This is a genomic window from Kutzneria kofuensis, assembly GCF_014203355.1.
Classification (GTDB): Bacteria; Actinomycetota; Actinomycetes; order Mycobacteriales; family Pseudonocardiaceae; genus Kutzneria; species Kutzneria kofuensis.
Map to the genome: position 1 here is coordinate 6,009,826 of NZ_JACHIR010000001.1, position 17,416 is coordinate 6,027,241.

The 17,416-nt window shown below is 71.6% G+C and carries 13 protein-coding genes; 9 read left to right on the forward strand and 4 right to left on the reverse strand.

The features are described from left to right. Positions 1 to 10 precede the first annotated feature (10 nt). The 3 genes from gnd to BJ998_RS27865 all read left to right on the forward strand — a co-directional run bounded on the left by gnd (position 11) and on the right by BJ998_RS27865 (position 4,020). A complete protein-coding gene (gene gnd, locus BJ998_RS27855) occupies positions 11 to 1,456 on the forward strand; it encodes an NADP-dependent phosphogluconate dehydrogenase (RefSeq protein ID WP_184866331.1) in 1,446 nt (481 codons plus the stop codon). A 119-nt stretch (positions 1,457 to 1,575) separates the two neighbouring features. Further along, on the forward strand, positions 1,576 to 3,141 hold the full coding sequence (gene dacB / locus BJ998_RS27860) for a D-alanyl-D-alanine carboxypeptidase/D-alanyl-D-alanine endopeptidase (RefSeq protein WP_184866332.1): 1,566 nt from the start codon (positions 1,576 to 1,578) through the stop codon (positions 3,139 to 3,141). A gap of 252 nt (positions 3,142 to 3,393) precedes the next feature. Beyond that, positions 3,394 to 4,020: a helix-turn-helix transcriptional regulator gene (locus BJ998_RS27865; protein WP_184866333.1), complete on the forward strand. Its 627-nt coding sequence runs from the start codon at positions 3,394 to 3,396 to the stop codon at positions 4,018 to 4,020. Positions 4,021 to 4,239: 219 nt separating this feature from the next. Here BJ998_RS27865 and BJ998_RS27870 read toward each other — a convergent pair whose 3' ends face one another. Both BJ998_RS27870 and BJ998_RS27875 read right to left on the reverse strand, forming a co-directional pair. Then, positions 4,240 to 6,483: a SulP family inorganic anion transporter gene (locus BJ998_RS27870; RefSeq protein WP_246488668.1), complete on the reverse strand. Its 2,244-nt coding sequence runs from the start codon at positions 6,481 to 6,483 to the stop codon at positions 4,240 to 4,242. A 190-nt stretch (positions 6,484 to 6,673) separates the two neighbouring features. Next, positions 6,674 to 7,390 (reverse strand): TetR/AcrR family transcriptional regulator, encoded by a 717-nt coding sequence (locus BJ998_RS27875; protein ID WP_184866334.1) that lies wholly within the window; start codon positions 7,388 to 7,390, stop codon positions 6,674 to 6,676. A gap of 65 nt (positions 7,391 to 7,455) precedes the next feature. On the opposite strand from BJ998_RS27875, the gene BJ998_RS27880 reads away from it, so the two are divergent. Then, positions 7,456 to 8,886: an FAD-dependent oxidoreductase gene (locus BJ998_RS27880; RefSeq protein ID WP_312890365.1), complete on the forward strand. Its 1,431-nt coding sequence runs from the start codon at positions 7,456 to 7,458 to the stop codon at positions 8,884 to 8,886. A 170-nt stretch (positions 8,887 to 9,056) separates the two neighbouring features. Here BJ998_RS27880 and BJ998_RS27885 read toward each other — a convergent pair whose 3' ends face one another. Both BJ998_RS27885 and BJ998_RS27890 read right to left on the reverse strand, forming a co-directional pair. Next, positions 9,057 to 9,401 carry a hypothetical protein gene (locus BJ998_RS27885; protein WP_184866335.1) on the reverse strand — a complete coding sequence of 115 codons (345 nt, stop codon included), beginning with the start codon at positions 9,399 to 9,401 and terminating at the stop codon, positions 9,057 to 9,059. Positions 9,402 to 9,410: 9 nt separating this feature from the next. Continuing rightward, the gene (locus BJ998_RS27890) at positions 9,411 to 9,629 is read right to left on the reverse strand and encodes a hypothetical protein (protein ID WP_184866336.1); all 219 of its coding nucleotides are present in this window, start codon (positions 9,627 to 9,629) and stop codon (positions 9,411 to 9,413) included. 181 nt (positions 9,630 to 9,810) lie between these two features. Here BJ998_RS27890 and BJ998_RS27895 point away from each other — a divergent pair, with 181 nt between their 5' ends. The 5 genes from BJ998_RS27895 to BJ998_RS27915 all read left to right on the forward strand — a co-directional run bounded on the left by BJ998_RS27895 (position 9,811) and on the right by BJ998_RS27915 (position 17,303). After that, on the forward strand, positions 9,811 to 10,659 hold the full coding sequence (locus BJ998_RS27895; RefSeq protein ID WP_376775921.1) for a helix-turn-helix domain-containing protein: 849 nt from the start codon (positions 9,811 to 9,813) through the stop codon (positions 10,657 to 10,659). A 62-nt stretch (positions 10,660 to 10,721) separates the two neighbouring features. Then, the gene (locus BJ998_RS27900) at positions 10,722 to 10,928 is read left to right on the forward strand and encodes a DUF397 domain-containing protein (RefSeq protein WP_184866337.1); all 207 of its coding nucleotides are present in this window, start codon (positions 10,722 to 10,724) and stop codon (positions 10,926 to 10,928) included. Positions 10,929 to 11,229: 301 nt separating this feature from the next. Then, entirely contained in the window at positions 11,230 to 14,061 is a 2,832-nt protein-coding gene (locus BJ998_RS27905) for an AfsR/SARP family transcriptional regulator (RefSeq protein ID WP_221338146.1), read from the forward strand. A 129-nt stretch (positions 14,062 to 14,190) separates the two neighbouring features. Then, positions 14,191 to 14,364 (forward strand): hypothetical protein, encoded by a 174-nt coding sequence (locus BJ998_RS27910; RefSeq protein ID WP_184866339.1) that lies wholly within the window; start codon positions 14,191 to 14,193, stop codon positions 14,362 to 14,364. A gap of 11 nt (positions 14,365 to 14,375) precedes the next feature. Further along, a complete protein-coding gene (locus tag BJ998_RS27915; protein WP_184866340.1) occupies positions 14,376 to 17,303 on the forward strand; it encodes a helix-turn-helix transcriptional regulator in 2,928 nt (975 codons plus the stop codon). Positions 17,304 to 17,416 lie beyond the last annotated feature (113 nt).

The following is a 17,416-nucleotide window of genomic DNA, read 5'->3' on the forward strand; positions in this document are numbered from 1 at the left end:
GGCTGGGTGTATGGCAACTGAACAGAAGGCTCGGATCGGCGTCACGGGCCTGGCCGTGATGGGGAGCAACCTGGCTCGCAACCTGGCTCGTCACGGTTTCCGGGTCGCCGTGCACAACAGGTCGTCGGCGCGCACCAAGGCGCTGGTCGAGCAGTACGGCTCCGAGGGCGAGTTCGTGCCGGCGGAGACGACCGCCGAGTTCGTGCAGTCCCTGCAGAAGCCGCGCCAGGTGATCATCATGGTCAAGGCGGGCGGCCCCACCGACGCCGTGATCGACGAGCTGGCCGAGCTCATGGAGCCCGGCGACATGATCGTCGACGGCGGCAACGCCCACTTCGCGGACACCCGGCGCCGGGAGAAGGCGCTCAAGGAGCGCGGCCTGCACTTCGTCGGCACCGGCATCTCCGGCGGCGAGGAGGGCGCGCTCAACGGGCCGAGCATCATGCCCGGCGGCTCGGCGGAGTCCTACCAGCACCTCGGTCCCGTGCTGGAGGCCATCGCCGCGCAGGTCGACGGCGTGCCGTGCTGCACGCACGTCGGCGAGGACGGCGCCGGTCACTTCGTGAAGATGGTGCACAACGGCATCGAGTACGCCGACATGCAGCTCATCGCCGAGGCGTACGACCTGCTCAGCAACGTCGCCGGCCTGACGCCGACGGAGATCGCCGAGGTCTTCCGCGGCTGGAACACCGGCGACCTCGAGTCGTACCTGGTGGAGATCACCGCCGAGGTGCTCGGGCACGTCGACGCCGCGACCGGCAAGCCGTTCGTGGAGATCGTCGCCGACCAGGCCGAGCAGAAGGGCACCGGCCGCTGGACCGTGCAGGAAGCCCTGGAGCTGGGCGTGCCGGTCACCGGCATCGCCGAGGCCGTGTTCGCCCGGTCGCTGTCCGGCCACGTCGGCCAGCGCGCCGCCGCGCAGAAGGTGCTGCCCGGCCCCGCCTCGAAGCCGTCGATCGCCGACCGCGAGGCGTTCGTCGAGGACGTCCGGCAGGCGCTGTACGCGTCCAAGGTCGTGGCCTACGCGCAGGGCTTCGACGAGATCCGCACCGCCGCCGACACCTACGGCTGGCAGATCGACCTCGGCTCGATGGCCACCATCTGGCGGGGCGGCTGCATCATCCGGGCGCGGTTCCTCAACCGGATCAAGGACGCGTACGACAAGGACGGCAACCTGCCGTCGCTGCTGGTGGACGAGTACTTCGCCGACGCGGTGATCAAGGCCCAGGAGTCGTGGCGGCGGGTTGTCGTCGCGGCCGCGAGCGCCGGCGTGCCCGCGCCGGGCTTCTCCTCGGCGCTGGCGTACTACGACGCGCTGCGGGCCGAGCGCCTGCCGGCCGCGCTGATCCAGGGCCTGCGCGACTTCTTCGGCGCGCACACCTACCGGCGCGTCGACAAGGGCGAGGCCAGCTTCCACACCCTGTGGAGCGGCGACCGCACCGAGCAGGACGCCTGAGCAGACCGAATTGGTCCACGGTCGGTGCGGCGCAACGCCGCGCCGACCGTTCGGCCGGAAAACCGGTCACTTCGGTCCCCGTTTGCAACTTCTCGCGATTGCTGCTCGTCTTGGGCACCGTGAGAACCTCTTCGCGCAACATCGCGATCGGCTGCGTCGCGGCCGCCCTGCTCGCGCTGCCGGCGGCGGCCAGCGCGGGCTCGGCCAACGCCTCAGCCCTCGGCCAGGACCTCGACTCCCTGCTGGCCAACCCCGAGCTCGCGGGCGGCCACGCCGGGCTCGTGGTCCGCAACGCCGACACCGGCGAGACCCTGTACTCCCGCCTCGGCGACGACCTGCTGGTGCCGGCGTCCAACGAGAAGCTGGTGACCTCGGCGGCGGCGCTGGACCTGCTCGGCGCCGACTACTCGTTCGACACGATCGTCCGCCCGGCCGGCACGGTCTCCGGCGGCACGCTCACCGGCGACCTGTACCTCAAAGGCTTCGGCGACCCGAGCACCACGCTCGCCGACTACCAGGCCATGGCCAACCAGGTGAAGCAGGCCGGTATCACCAACGTCACCGGCCACTTGGTCGCCGACGACACGTACTACGACAGCGTGCGCCTCGGCCCGGGCTGGGCGTGGGACGACGAGCCGTACTTCTACAACGCCCAGGTGTCGGCGCTGACCGTCGCACCCGACAACAACGCCAACGCCGGCTCGGTGAACGTGACGGTCGCGCCGGGCGCGCAGGGCCAGCCGGCGGTGGTGACCATGACGCCGCCGAACACGTACGTCACCATCCAGAGCACGGCGACCACCGGCACCTCGACCGGCCTGTCGGTGAACCGCGTGCACGGCACCAACACGATCACCGTCAGCGGCACCATCGCGGCCGGCGCGGCGGCCGTCACCAGCCAGATGTCGGTGGACAACCCGACCGCCTTCGCGGCGTCGGTCTTCCGCAAGGCACTGTCCGACGCGGGCGTGTCGGTCACCGGCACGACCACGTTCCAGAAGATGCCGACCGGCCTGTCCACCGTGGCCAGCCACACCTCGGCCACCATCGGCCAGCTGATGGCTCCGTTCCTCAAGCAGAGCAACAATCTCATCGCCGAGACGCTGACCAAGGCGGCCGGCGTGGAGCGGCTCGGCTCGGGCAGTTTCGGGGCCGGCGTCAACGCGCTGACCACCAAGCTCGGCGCGCTGGGCATCGATCCCGCCAAGTACAACCAGTTCGACGGCTCCGGACTGTCCAGGTTGGACATCGTCAGCCCGGCGCAGATCGCCCAGCTGCTGATCAACGCCAAGTCCCGGCCGTGGTTCCAGACCTGGTACGACGCGCTGCCGGTGGCCGGCAACAGCAACCCGGCGATCGGCGGCACGCTGGCCAACCGGATGGCCGGCACGCCCGCCGCGAACAACGTGCACGCCAAGACCGGCTCGATGACCGGCGTCAGCGCCCTGTCCGGTTACGTCACCGCCGCCGACGGTGAGAAGCTGGTGTTCTCCTTGGTGTCGAACAACTTCCTGCCCGGCTCGGTCAAGGACGTCGAGGACGCCGTCGCGGTCCGGCTGGCCCAGTACAACGGCGCCGACGACACCTCGCACGCGCCGCGGCTCGTCCCGCACGCCAAGACTACGCCGGGCAAGGTGACGGATCCGCGGGCGAGCCTGGAGTGCTCCTGGACCCACAGCTGCTAGTCGCGCCAGATCGTTCGTGACACCCCGCGCACGAGCCTGGCGGTGCGCTCGGCGTGACGCCGCATCCGCTCCTCGGCGGCTGCGGCGTCACGCTCCACCAACGCGGCGAGGGCCAAATCTGGGTGCAACCTCCCGGCTTCCCGGGAGCGTGCACCCATGCGCCCGGGAAGCCCCAAAGGGCATCCTGATGGCACGGCTCGCCGAACCTGGGCGTGCCTGATGGGGAGGCAGGGGAATCTCGTGCTCAACACCATGACTCGCACCGCGGTATTCGTGTGCGCGACCGACCCGATCCTGCGTGGTGGCATCGTGATGGCGCTGCGCGGGCGACCGGAGATCCAACTCGTCGACGACGCGCAGGCCGACCCGGCCCGCACCGTCGTGCTCGCGGTGGGGGACCGCTTCGACGAGCGGGTCACCGCGCTGCTGCGCCGGATGCGCGGCCGCGGCTACCGGCGCATCGTGCTGGTGGCCGGTGACATCGACGACAACGAGGTGCTCGCGGCCGTGCAGTCGGGAGTCTGCGCGGTGGCCCGGCGCGGCGAGATCGACGCCGAGGCGCTGGTCCGCCTGGTCAACGCGGCCCGGGCCGGCGAGGGCTCGATGCCGCCGGACATGCTCGGCCGACTGTTGGACCGGGTCGGCCGGCTCCAGACGAAGGTGCTCGAGCCGCGGGGGCTGCGGCTGTCCGGGATCTCCGCGCGCGAGACCGACGTGCTGCGGCTGATCGCGCAGGGCCTGAGCACCCGGGAGATAGCCAAGAAGCTGTGCTACTCCGAGCGCACGGTCAAGAGCCTGCTGCACGACGTGACGGTGCGCTTCGAGCTGCGCAACCGCTCGCACGCGGTGGCGTTCGCGGTCCGCGAGGGCCTGATCTGAGGAAAGGGAAGGAAAGGGTGGCGCGGTCGCGGGGGACGCGCCACCGCCGGGGGTGGCGCGGCAGCGGGGACCGCACCGCCCTTGACGGATCGGCGCGGACAGCGGCTGGGCTGCTGTCCGCGCCGATTTCGCGTGGCCGGACCGCCGTGCAGGGCGGCGGGTCCGGCCGGGAGGTGGCGCGGGCGTGCGGCTGACGTCCGCGCCACCATCTCCCTTCTCTCACACGGTGATGTCGCGCAGGGCCCGGCGGTCGGGGTCGAGCAGGAAGACCTTGGCCGTCGAGATGTCGAAGTACATGCCGACCAGCTTGACCTTGCCCGCCGCCACAGCCGCGGCGACGTTGGGGTAGCTGAGCAGGTTCTCCAGCTGCTGCGCGATGTTGGCCAGGCAGAGCCGCTCGTTGGCGGGCAGCTCGGCGTCCTCGCCGGCGGTCGAGGCCAGCCGCAGCAGGCTCGCCTCGGCGTTGCGGAGCCAGTCGTGCAGCGCGGACGGCTCCTGCACCGACTGCGCCAGCACGGCCTTCATGGCCCCGCAGTCGGAGTGCCCGCACACGACGATCTCCTGCACGGACAGGACGTCCACCGCGTACTCGATGGCGGAGCCGACGGAGGCGTCCTCGCCGTACCCGGGCACGAGGTTGCCGACGTTGCGCAGGCTGAACTGGTCGCCGGGACCGCTGCTGGTGAACAGGTTGGGCAGCACCCGGGAGTCCGAGCAGGTGATGAACAGCTGCTTGGGCTTCTGCCCGTGCTCGGCGAGCTCGCTCAGGAACGGCCGGACCAGCGGCGCCGCGTGCTTCTCGAACGCCCGGATGCCGGCGATCAGGTGGTCGTCGCTGTCGGACTGCGTGGGCAGCTCGACGTCGGCGGGCTCGGTCTGCTGCCAGTGCGACCACGGCGCGAACCAGCGCGGTGGCACGTTCTGGCGCACGGACTTCCGCCGCGCCGGCCGGCCGCCGATGGCCCGGTGGTACCAGCTGTCCAGCACCTCGTCCACCCGCACCCGGCCACCGGTGCGCTCGTAGCCGATGCGCCAGTCGTTGATCGCCTCGAACACGCCGTGGTCCATGAAGTCGACGTGCAGCTCGAGAACCACGTTCTCGCGCAACGGGATCGCCCGCAGCTCGCGCACGACCTTGCCGGCGCCGAAGAACACCAGCGAGCCGCGGACCGACACCAGCCAGCGCCCGTCCTCCCGCTGAACGTCCACAGTGGAGTGCGTGAGGCGGTAGAACGCCCTGACCAGCGCCACGACCAGGCCCACCAGCACGCCCTCGACCAGGCCGAACGCGATCACGCCGAGCAGCGTCGCCGCGTACACCACCATTTCCCGGTGCCGCCACAGCTGCTTCATGTGCCCGATGCTGACCAGCCGGACGCCGATCACCACCAGGACCGCGGCCAGCGCCGCCATCGGGATCTGCTGCAGCACGCTGGACAGCAGCAGCACGGCCAGCAGCATCCAGGTGCCGTGCATGATCGTGGACCAGCGGCTCTTCGCGCCCGCGGCCACGTTCGTCGAACTGCGCACGATCACGCCGGTCACCGGCAGGCCGCCGAGCGCGCCGGACAGCGTGTTGGCCACACCCTGCGCGACGAGCTCCTTGTCCAGGTTGGCCCGCGGGCCGTCGTGCAGCTTGTCCACGGCCACCGCCGACAGCAGCGACTCGACGCTGGCCACCAGCGCGACGGTGAGCACACCGCCGATGATCGCCAGCACCGGCCCGCTGGGCAGCTGCGGCAGCACGACCTCGTTCAGGATGTCCGACGGCAGCGACACGCGGGTCAGGTCGAGTCGGAAGCCCGCTGCCACCGCCGTGCCGATCGCCACCGCGACCAGCGGCGCCGGCACCACGTTCACCCGCGGCAGCTTCGGCCACAGCACCATCACCGCGATGGTCAGCGCCCCGACCAGCAGCGCGCCGGGGTGCAGGCCGATGAGCTGGCCCGGCAGTGCCTCCAGGTTGGCCAGCACCGAGCCGTGGTTGGTGCCGCCGAGCACCACGTGCAGCTGGCCGACGGCGATGACGACGCCGATGCCGGCCAGCATGCCGTGCACCACGGCCGGCGAGAGGGACAGGGCGAGGCGGCCGACCCGGCTCAGGCCGAGCAGGATCTGGACCAGGCCCGCGCCGACGGTGATGGCGGCGGTCGCGGCCCAGCCGAACTGCGCGACCAGGCCGGCCACGATCACGGTCAGGCCGGCGGCCGGGCCCGCGACCTGCAGCGGAGCCCCGCTGAGCAGGCCGCCGACCACACCGCCGACGACGGCGGCGATCAGGCCGGCGATCAGCGGCGCGCCGGACGCCGCCGCGATGCCCAGCGACAGCGGCACTGCCACCAGGAATACGACAAAGGACGCGGGCAGGTCGAAGCGCAGCACCGAGCGCAGGCCGGTGGGCGGCCCCGCCGTCGTGTGCTCACCCGCGTGTGACTTCTTCGAGCGCTCCTCGGAGACGGTCAACGTCTAACTCCCCAGAGAATCGGTAGCTGATGATCCGTGACCCCCATGATGCCGAGAGTTACCCCCAAGAGAGGTCAACGGACTGTAAATATTACTTTACCCTCAGCTGGCGGTGGGAAAGTGGTCACGGTCACGCTCGATTGGGTGAGGTTCCGGCCCTGTCTGCCCGGTATTGCGTTACGTCGCGTGATCAAGACTGCGGCAACCGGGCGGCGACGCCGTCGATGACGTGGGCCAGGCCCCGCTCGAAGGACTGCTCCTCGCGGTCCGGAGAGTGCGGCACGGTCGCCTCCATCCAGTATTGAGTGAGCCTCGGGTAAAGGCCGCTTTCCGCGACGATTCGCCCGTAACGGGCCTGACCCTGGATGTACTGGGCGAAGTCCAGGCCGGACCGGCGCATCGCCTCGCTCTCCGCCACCTCGGTCATGGTGTGGCCGCGCACGTACGCCAGCAGTGTGTCGACGACGATCATCTTCTGGTCCGGGTCCATCGGCAGTCCGTCCAGTGCGGAAAGCGCGTGCTCCAGGCTGCGCAAGCTGTTCGGTCCCAAGATGGGACGGCCGGCGGTGAGGGTGGCCGTCCACGGATGACGTCGGATCATCCGTCGGGTGTGGTGGGCGATCTCGCGGAGGTCGTGCCGCCAGTTTCCGGTGTGTGGCGTCAGGCGTTCCTCGCCCAGCACCGCGTCCAGCATCAGGTCGTACAGCTCGTCCTTGCTGTTGACATAGCGGTAGAGCGACGCCGCGCCGGTCCCGAACGCCTGGGCGACCCGTCGCATGGACACCGCCTCGATGCCCTCCGCGTCGGCGATCGCCACCGCGGTCGCGGTGATCTGGTCCCGGCTGTGCGCACGGCGCGGGCCCCGGTTGCCGCGCTCGGGACGCTCCCAGATCAGTGGCTCGTTCATTGCGAACACTGTACTCAGTTCGGTAGCGTGAAAACCGCGAACGTTGTTCTCGGTTAGGGGGAGTGGTGGACTTCGACGTGGTGATCGCCGGCGGCGGCCCGGTCGGCATGACGCTGGCCGTGGAGCTGGGGCTGGCCGGAGTGAGCGTGCTGGTGCTGGAGGGGCTGACGCCGACGCGGCGGCGCGAGGTGGACGGCCCGATGGGTGCGCGGGCGATGAACGTGCCCACGGTGGAGCACTTCGACCGGCGCGGCCTGTTGCCGGCGGTGCGCAAGGCCCAGCAGGGCGCGCCCGAGCTGTGGGGCGAGGACGAGAACGGGGACGCGGCCAGCATCGGGCACTTCTCGCTCATCTTCGCGCGGAGCTCGCTGCTGGACCGTGACGACCCGGACCTGCGCCGGGTCGGCCGCCGGGTCGGCGGCGGAGGTTTTGTGCACCGGGCGGAGTTGGTGGACCTGCTGGCCGACCGGGCCCGCGAGCTCGGCGTCGAGATCCGGCACGGCATGGCGGTGACCGGCTTCGACGCCGACGCCGACGGTGTGACCGTTCATGCCGGCACACAACGGTTCCGGGCCGGCTGGCTGGTCGGCTGCGATGGCGCGCACAGCGCGGTGCGGCGGCTGGCCGGCATCGACTTTCCCGGCGTGGAGCCGGAACAGGTGTCGTACCAGGCCGTGGTGGAACTGGACGGCGACCTGCCCGGGGGCGGATTCACCGACACCGGCTTCTATATGAGCATCGAGCTGGGTGAGGGTGTGCGTCTGGTCGGCCCCACCGAATACGTGAGCGGGCCGGTGGACCGGGACGTGCCCGTGACGGCCGAGTTGGTGCAGGAGACTCTGCGCCGGGTCAGCGGTGTGCCGGTGACGGTCACGCGCCTGCACCACGGTTCCCGGTCCACGGACACGACCCGACAGGCCGCCGAGTACCGGCGGGGCCGGGTGCTGTTGGCCGGCGACGCCGCCCACGTGCACCCGCCCTTCGGCGGCCAGGGCATGAACCTCGGCATCGGCGACGCGGTCAACCTGGGCTGGAAGCTCGCCGCCACGATCCGGGGCACGGCGGCGGAAGGGCTGCTCGACACGTATCAGCGGGAGCGGCATCCGGTCGGGAAGTGGGTGCAGGACTGGGCGATGGCCCAGGTGGCACTGCTGCGGCCCGATCCGCGGAGCCGGGCGTTGCGTGAGGTGATGCGAGACCTGCTCGACACCGCCGACGGCGCGACCTACGTGGTCAAGAACATCTCCGGCGTGGCGCGGACGCAGGCGCCCGCGGTGGTGTTCGAGGACGGCTCACGTCTGGCCGATCACTGCCACGACGGCCGGCCGGTGCTGGTCGGCGATGCGGAACTCCTTGGTATCGCAACAAAGTACGGAATCGCCTTTGTGGAGGGTCCCGAGCCGCTGCTCGTCCGACCGGACGGGGTGGTGGCCTGGAGCGGCGAGGGCGATCCGGAGTCCGTGCTCCGTCAATGGTTCTGTCACTCTTTCGAGTGAAGATCCTTATTGCACACACGATCCCCGCCCGGCGATGCTTGGGAGTGGGGCGGGGATCGCGTGTGTGTCCCGGGTGGCGCGGGGAGGGGGCGTACGGGGGTGAAGCGCCACCCGGATCGACCACGGACTCGGGGTCCGTGTCGTCCTGGGGTTGTCGCGCGGCTGGACCCTCAGCCGGCGCTGCGGAGGTGGTTGGGGCGGCGGCCGCTCGTCTCCGACCTGGTCGCCCGCTGTTCGTCGCGGGTGATCGTCAGGCACAGGTGCGCGGCCAGGTAGGCGCGGCACGGCGAGGGAAGCCGACGGCTGAAGCGGCGGGTGCGGCAGGTGGGGCAGCGGCCGTTCTCGTCGGGCTGGTGCTCGTCGAGCAGCGCCTTGAGCGCGGTCACCATGCGGGGTAGTTCGGCCCGGGCCAGGCCGACCGCGGTACGGTCGTCAGCCTTGGCGGCCAGTCGCATCAGGTCGGACAAATGTTCGTGCAGGGACTTGTCGAGTTGACTGAACACGCTGGTGGGCATGGGGTGGGGTCACCCCACCCGGTTCACGAGCAGGGCGGTTGCCTCCTCGATGGCGCGTTCCAGGCTCTTGCGGAGCTGGGTCGCCTCGGCGATCGACAGGGTGGAGGTCTCGGCTGGCGGTGAGATCATGACGATCCGGCCGGGGCAGGACCACACCTGCACCTGCCGCTTCCGGTCAAGCGCGTCCAGGCAGGCGATGTCCCAACGACGTCCGGTGAACTCGGTCATCCTTGGTCCTTCCACTGTTGGTGGGTGGCACCCGCTTGACATCCCCGGAGCGGCGTGTTGGCTAGCAGCCTGCGACCGGCCGGTGGGTTTCTGCAAGTTGCACTACACGATTGGATGACAGGTCTTTGCGGCCCCTCAAGTCCCGTTCCACACTGAGGTTCGTGCGAAAGGCGGTTGACAGGTGACCATGCAACCGAGCCCCACGGTTCGCAAGCGTCGTCTCGCCAGTGAGCTGCGCCGGCTGCGAGAGGCGGCCGGGCTGACCATCGAGGACGTCGGCGAGAAGCTGGAGTGCTCGCCGTCCAAGATCAGTCGCATCGAGACGCTGCGGGTCGGGGTCACGCCCCGGGACGTGCGCGACATGCTACTGCTCTACGGGGTGCCGGAGGAACAGCGCGAGTATCTCGTGCAGATCGCCCGCGAGGCCCGGATCAAGGGCTGGTGGGAATCCTTCGGCGACGTCGGTCGCGGAGCCTTCCTCGGCTTCGAGGCCGAGGCCGCCATCCTGCGCACCTACAACGCGATGCTGGTGCCCGGACTCGCCCAGAGCGAGGCCTACATCCGGGCGCTGATCGCCGAGGGCGCGCCGGACATGTCGCCGGACGAAGCGGAACGCCGGATCACGATGCGCCTGACGCGCAAGCGGATCCTGGAGCGCGAGGACCCGCCGCGGGTCTCGTTCGTGCTCGACGAGAGCGTGCTGCGCCGACCGGTCGGCGGCCCCGAGGTGATGCGGACCCAACTGGAACACCTGGTGGACCTGTCCACCCGACCGAACGTCACCTTCCAGGTGATCCCTTTCGCGCACCGCTCATACCCCGGTATGGGCGCGTCGTTCGTGATCATGGAGTTCCCCGATCCCGCCGACCGCGACGTGGTCTACGTCGAAGGCACGGTCGACGGGACGTTCCAGGAGAACGCCGATGAGGTCGACTACTACTCGATGCTGTGGGGGCATCTGGTCGCCGCGGGGTTGAGCCCCAAGGACTCGGTCGCCTTCATCGCGGACGCGGCCGGTCAATTCGACTAGGCCCCGGCCGGTCCCGTGCGGCAGGCGGCGGGCGAGGGGCTGCAACCAAGGAGTGTGCTGTCGTGATCGAAACCCAGGCCGAGCTGACCTGGCGCAAGAGCAGCTACAGCGGTCCCCGTGACGTGTGCTGCGTGGAGATCGCCTTCGCCGGCGCGGACACGGCCGTCCGCGACTCGAAGAACCCGGCCGGCGGCTCGCTGCTGGTGGGCGGGTCGAGCTGGCGGACGTTCCTGGCCACCGCGAGCCGGAACGGGTTCCGGCGCGGCTGAGCCCGTGGGGCGCCGTGGGGGGCTTCCCGCCCCGCGGCGCGCCGACGGCCCCGGACGAAGGCGCGCGTCCGAGGCCGGGCAATGGGGGACGCGAACCGATCGATGTTCCGCCGCCGCGGGCTGTTGCCCTCTGCACATCGATCGGCCCGCGTCGTCTGTGGGGAGCTTGCGGGCTCCGGCTGGTTCCATCGGGTGGAACTGGTAACAATGATTACTGAACCGTCCACACAACCTCTGGAGTACGTCTGGAGGCCCGATTAGGCTTCGATCGCCGCACGTGGCGGCATGGAGGGCTGATCGCTTGTCGGACGGTGGATCAACCTGGTGGTTCGAGGTGCTGGGCGCGCTGCGCGCCAGCCGGGACGGCCAGGACGTGGCGCTGGGGGCGCCCAAGCAGCGGGTCGTGTTCGCGGTCCTGGTGCTGGGGCGCAACACGGTCGTGGGCCGGGACCAGATCATCGACGCGCTGTGGGGCGAGAGCGCCCCGAGCAGCGCGGTCAACGTCGTGCACACCTACGTGGCCGGCCTGCGCCGGGCGCTGGAGCCCCGCCGGGCCAGCCGTGAGCAGGGCGAGCTGCTGCGCTCGGCCGGCGACGGCTATCGGCTGCGGCTGGACCCGTCGTGGGTGGACCTGGACGTGTTCGACACCAGAACCACCGCCGCCGCCCGGCTGCGGGCGGCCGGCGACCTGGCCGGGGCCGCCGAGGAGTTGGACGCCGCCCTCGCGCTGTGGCGGGGTGACCCGCTCGGCGGGCTGCCCGGGCTGTTCGCGGAGGTGGAGCGCAGCCGGCTGGTCGAGCGGCGGCTCACCGTGCTCGAGGAGCGCGCCGACCTGCGGCTGGCGCTCGGCCGCGGCGCCGACGTGGTGGCCGAGCTGACCCGGCTCGTGGACGAGTACCCGCTGCGGGAACGCCTGTACGGCATGACCATGCGGGCGCTGTGCCAGACCGGCCGGCAGGCCGAGGCGCTGGCCACCTACCGCACCGCCCGGCAGGTGCTGATCGACGAGCTCGGCGTGGAACCGGGGCCCGAGCTGCAGCGGCTGCACCAGGCCGTGCTGGCCGGCGAGGACCTGTCCGGCTCGGGTGAGCAGCGGCCGCAGGTGGTCGTCCAGGCCGCCGTGCCCGGGCAGCTGCCGCCCGACCCGGCGTCCTTCGTCGGCCGGCAGGACCTGCTGGACCGGTTGGACTCGTTGCGGGCGGACACACCTTCGGGCCTGGTCGTGGCCATCACCGGGCCGGCCGGCGTCGGCAAGACGGCCCTGGCCGTGCACTGGGCGCACCGGGTGCGCGCCGACTTCCCCGACGGACAGCTGCACGTCGACCTGCACGGCTACGACCCGCAGCGAGACCCGCTGGACGCCAACGAGGTGCTGCGGCGATTCCTGCGCGCATTGGGCGTGGCCGCCGGTGAGGTGCCGGCGACCGTGGACGAGCGCGCGGCGCTGTTCCGCACCCTGGTCTCCGACCGTCGCATGATCATCGTGCTGGACAACGCGCGCGGCTCCGACGAGCTGATGCCGCTGCTGGCCGGCTCCGGCTGCTGCGTGCTGGTCACCAGCCGGCGGCGGCTGGACGGGCTGGTCGCGCTGGCCGACGCCAAGCTGCTCGACGTCGACATGCTCAGCGACGACGACGCCGTGGACCTGCTCGGCCGCATCGCCGGCAGCGCGCGCCTACGTGAGGAGCCGGCCCAGGTGGCGCGACTGGCGTCGCTGTGCGACAGGCTGCCGCTGGCACTGCGCATCGCCGCCGCGCGGCTGGCCGTCGCGCCACGTCAGCCCGTGGCGGCGCTGGTCTCGGAGCTCGACGACGAGCAGGGGCGGCTCGCCGCGCTCGGATTGGAGGGCGGCGCCAGCGCCGTGCGGTCGGCGTTCGACGCCTCGCGCCGCGCGCTACCGCCGCTGCCGGCACGGCTGCTGGCGCTGCTGGGCATGCACCCCGGCCACGACATCACCCCGCACCTGGTCGCCGCTTTGGCGGAGGTGCGGCTGTGCGACGCCATGCGTGCGCTGGACTCCTTGGAGGCGGCGCACCTGCTGACCGTCACCGAGCCCGGCCGGTTCATGCCGCACGACCTCATGCGCGCCTACTGCGTGACCCTCGCCGGCGAGGAGCTCAGCGAGGACGAGCAGCGGGCCGTCGCCGGTCGGATGCTCGACTACTACCTGTACTGCGCCGACCTGGCCGACGGGCTGCTGCCCATCACGCGAGGCACCGTCGAGATCTCGCCCGAGCACCCGCCGGCCGAGATCCCCGTCATCGACTCCTCCGCCACGGCCATGGCGTGGCTGGAGGCCGAGCGCGTCAACCTGCTCGCCGCCGCCGCGTACGCCGTCACGCACGACTGGCCGGTGCACGCCTGGCAGCTGCCGTACACGCTGAGCCGGCTGTTCTGGCTGCTCGCCGACCGTGACTCGTGGCTGGCCACGCACGAGGCCGCCACGCCCGTGGTGCGGCGGCTGAAGGATCCGCTGGCGCAGTTCGTCACGCTGCACAACCTCGGCGTGGTGCTGACCTTGCACGAGCGTTACGACGAGGCACTGGAAGCGGAACGGGAAGCGCTTTCCGTGAGCCGGCGGCAGGGCCACGGCGAATGGCAGGCGCGGGCGTACACCTCGATCGCCAACATCCTGCAGTCCACCGGCCGGGCCCACGAGGCCGAGGTGCAGTACCTGCGGGCCGCCGAGATCAGCAAGCGCACCGGCGCCCAGTTCGCCGAGGCCAACAACCTGCACAACCTGGCCTGCCTGTACGCCGGGGAGCAGCGGCACACCGAGGCCGTGCAGCAGCTGCGGGCGGCGATGGAGATCTACCGCGAGCTCGGCGACACCGTCGGCGAGACCGCCGGGCTGAGCACCCTCGCCGAGTCGCTCATCGCCCTCGGGGAGGGCGGCGAGGCGCTGGCCGCCGCCAAGCGGGCGCTGGAGGTCGCCGTCGAGGCCAGCAGCGTCTACCACCAGGGCATCGCCCACGACCGCATCGCCCAGGCGCTGGACCACCTCGGCGACCAGTCCGCGCTGCCGCACTGGCAGCGCTCCCTGTCCGTGCTCACCGACCTCGGCGCCCCCGAGGCCGACGGTGTCCGCGCCCGCCTCGCCCAGGCCAGAGTCTCCGTCCGAACCCCGGCCTGAGGGTCCCTTACCTGCCCTCAGTGCCGGTCACGCCGGGCGGGTAAGGGGTCGCGTAGGTGTTCCTCCGATGCCGGCCGCCGGGCCTCAGGACGACTCTCCACCTTGTCGGAAACCGATGAGGAGGAAGCGATGTTGGAGTTCAGCGCCCCGGAGTCGATCCGGGCCGAGGTCGAGTACCGGCAGTCGCGGGCGAAGGAGCTGGCGCGGCCGGTGGAGGAGTCGCTGACCTGGCTGCCGAAGCTGTTCCGTCGGCACCGTGACAGTGATCGCCCTGACTCGAAAGCGACCCGCCTCGCGGCCTGAGGTGTGCGACCATGCCCACCGTGCCGCGCCTGGGATCGGGAATTCCGCTGGTGGCACGCAGCGCGGAGATCGGCCGGCTGCGTGCCGCCCTCGCGCGCGCCGACGAGGGCCAGGCGGGGGCGGTGCTGGTGTCGGGGGACGCCGGCGTGGGCAAGACCCGTCTGCTGACGGACCTGGCGGCCACCGCTGAGCGGGACGGCGCGCTGGTCCTGACCGGACGGTGCGTGGGCGCGGGGGCGGGCCTGCCGTACCTACCGTTCGCGGACGTGCTGGCGCAGCTGCGCGGCGACCACCCGGACGCCCTGCACAGCCGCCCGGCGCTGGCCCGGCTGCTGCCCGACCTGGCGGTCAAGCCGCTCAGCCGCGAGGACGACGCCGAGCTGGGGCAGCTCCAGCTGTTCGACGCCGTGCACAGCCTGCTGGCGGAGCTCGCCGCGGAACGGACCGTGTTGCTGACGGTCGAGGACGTGCACTGGGCGGATTCGTCGTCCCGGAACCTGTTGACCTTCCTGCTGTCCCGGCTGAGCAGCCAACGCCTGCTGGTCGCCGTCACGTACCGTGCGGACGAGCTGCACCGGCGCCACCCGCTGCGGCCGGTGCTCGCGGAGCTGGTTCGGCTGTCCGCCGTGGAACGGCTGGACCTGACGCCGTTCAACGCCGACGACGCGGCTCGGTTCGTGAAGGCGCTCGCCGACGACGACCTCACCGACGCGCAGGTGCAGCGCATCGCGCAACGCTCCGAGGGCAACGCCTTCTTCGCCGAGGAGCTGCTGGCCAGCACCGCCGACTGCGGCTGCGACGATCCCGGCGTGCCGACCGCGCTGGCGGATGTGCTGCTGGCCCGGATCGAGCGCCTGAGCCCGCAGACGCAGCAGGTGCTGCGCGCGGCGTCGGCCGGCGGGCGGCGGGTCCGCTACGCGCGGCTGCACGGCGTCGCCGACATGGCGCCGCCGGAGCTGGAGGAGGCGCTGCGGGAAGCCGTGCAGCACAACGTGTTGCAGACGATCGACGCCGACGACTACGCCTTCCGGCACGCCCTGCTGCGCGAGGCGATCTACACGGACCTGCTGCCGGGCGAACGGGTCCGGCTGCACTCGGCGTACGCGAACCAGCTCAAGGCCGAGCAGGGAATCCGTGGTGCGGCGGCGAAACTGGCCTACCACAGCATGGAGAGCCACGACCTGCCGCAGGCGCTGGCCGCCTCGGTGCAGGCGGCGCGCGAGGCCGACGAGGCCGGTGCGCCGAGCGAGGCCCTGCACTACACCGAGCAGGCGATGAAGATCTGGGCCGCGGTCGCCGATCCCGAGGCGCACGCCGGCGTCTCCGAGGTGAAGCTGACCAAGATGGCCAGCATCTTCGCCATCAGCGCCGGCGAGCTGGAGCGCGGCATCGCGTTCGCCCGCCAGGCCGTGCGCATCGCCGAGGGCGAGGCGAAGATCGAGTCCTTGCGGCGCCTGTCGATGGCACTGGCCAATCTGGACGGTCGCGAGCACGAGGCCGCCGAGGTGATCGACGAGGCCTGGCAGCTGGTGCACGACCAGCCGGAGTCCGTCACCAAGGCCTGGGTGATGGCCGTCCGCGCCCGGATGATGCGCGCCGTGTGCCGGCCGCTGGCCCGGGAGGCCGCCGACGAGGCCGTGCGCTCGGCCGTGCAGACCGGTTCGCGCAGCGCCGAGGCCGACGCGTTGATCACCATCGCCGTGATGGACGAGAAGGACGGCCTCGTCGACGACGCCTGCTCGCGGCTGATCATCGCCCGGGACCGGGCCATCGAGGCCGGCGCGTTGAACGTGGAGCTGCGGGCCTGGTTCAACCTCGGCGTCAACCGCTACGAGCAGGGGCTGATCGGCGAGGCCGCGAAGGTCTTCTCCGAGGGCCTGCGCCGCTCCGAGCAGAACGGATTGTCCTGGGGCCCTTCGGGTTTCCAGCTCCGGGCGCTGCTGGTGGTGTCTCGCTACGTGGCCGGCGACTGGGCCGGCAGCGCCGAGGCGGCGCGGCTGCCCGGTGATCCCGTGGCCAACCTCGGCACCGCCATCGTCGCCGCTTCCGGCCTGCCGACCGAGGTCGGCTCCGGCCGTCTCGACCACGCCGAACAGTTGCTGCACCGGCTCCGTCCCGAATGGCGGCGCGACTTCCAGCTGCCGCTGTTCTGCACCGCCGCCGCCGTCGAGCTGCACGGCTGGCGTGGCCGCCCCGACCTGGGGCTCGCCGCCGCGCAGGACGGCCTCGACACCCTGGAGTCCATCCAACCCGGTCTCACCGGCGAGATCCGCCTCGCCGCCCTGGGTGTCGCCGCCGCCGCCGACGCCGCCCGCCTCGCCCGCCGCCGTCGCGACGCCGAGTCGTCCGCCCTGGACGCCGCCCAGCGTTTCGTCGAACTCGGCGAGATCGCCGGAAAGTCCCGTCCCCGTAGCGGAAAGCTCGGTCCCGAGGGCCTCGCCTGGCAGGCCCGCCTCGCCGCCGAGGTCACCCGGCTCGACGACGGCACCGGCGATCCGCAGGCTTGGCGCCGGGTCGTCGACGCCTTCGGCTACGGGCATGGCTACGAACGCGCCCTGGCCCGCTGGCGCCTCGCCGCCGCCCTGCTCGCCGACGACGACAAGGACGAGGCCGCCCAGCAGCTCCGCCTCGCCGCCGAGACCGCCGACCGCCTCGGCGCCGCGCCCCTCGGCGCCGCCGTTGCCGAGCTCGCCAAGCGCGGCCGCATCCAACTCGGCGACGCCGTCCCCCGTGACACCGTCGACCTCCTCACGCCCCGGGAGCGCTCCGTCCTGGCCCTCGTCGCCATGGGGCGCACCAACCGCGAGGTCGGCGAGGAGCTCTACATCAGCGAGAAGACCGTCAGCGTGCACCTCTCCCGCATCATGGCCAAGCTCGGCGCCAGCCGCCGGGCCGAAGCCGTCGCCGCCGCCTACGACCGCGGGCTGTTGGAGTCCTGAGCACTGGGCGAAGGCGGCCTGGCGGTGCCCTTGAGCAGGGCCTCCGGGCCCTCGACCAGGGGGTGCTCCCGTGGTTGTACACCTCCGGGATGATTCCCGTCAGCCTGCGGTAC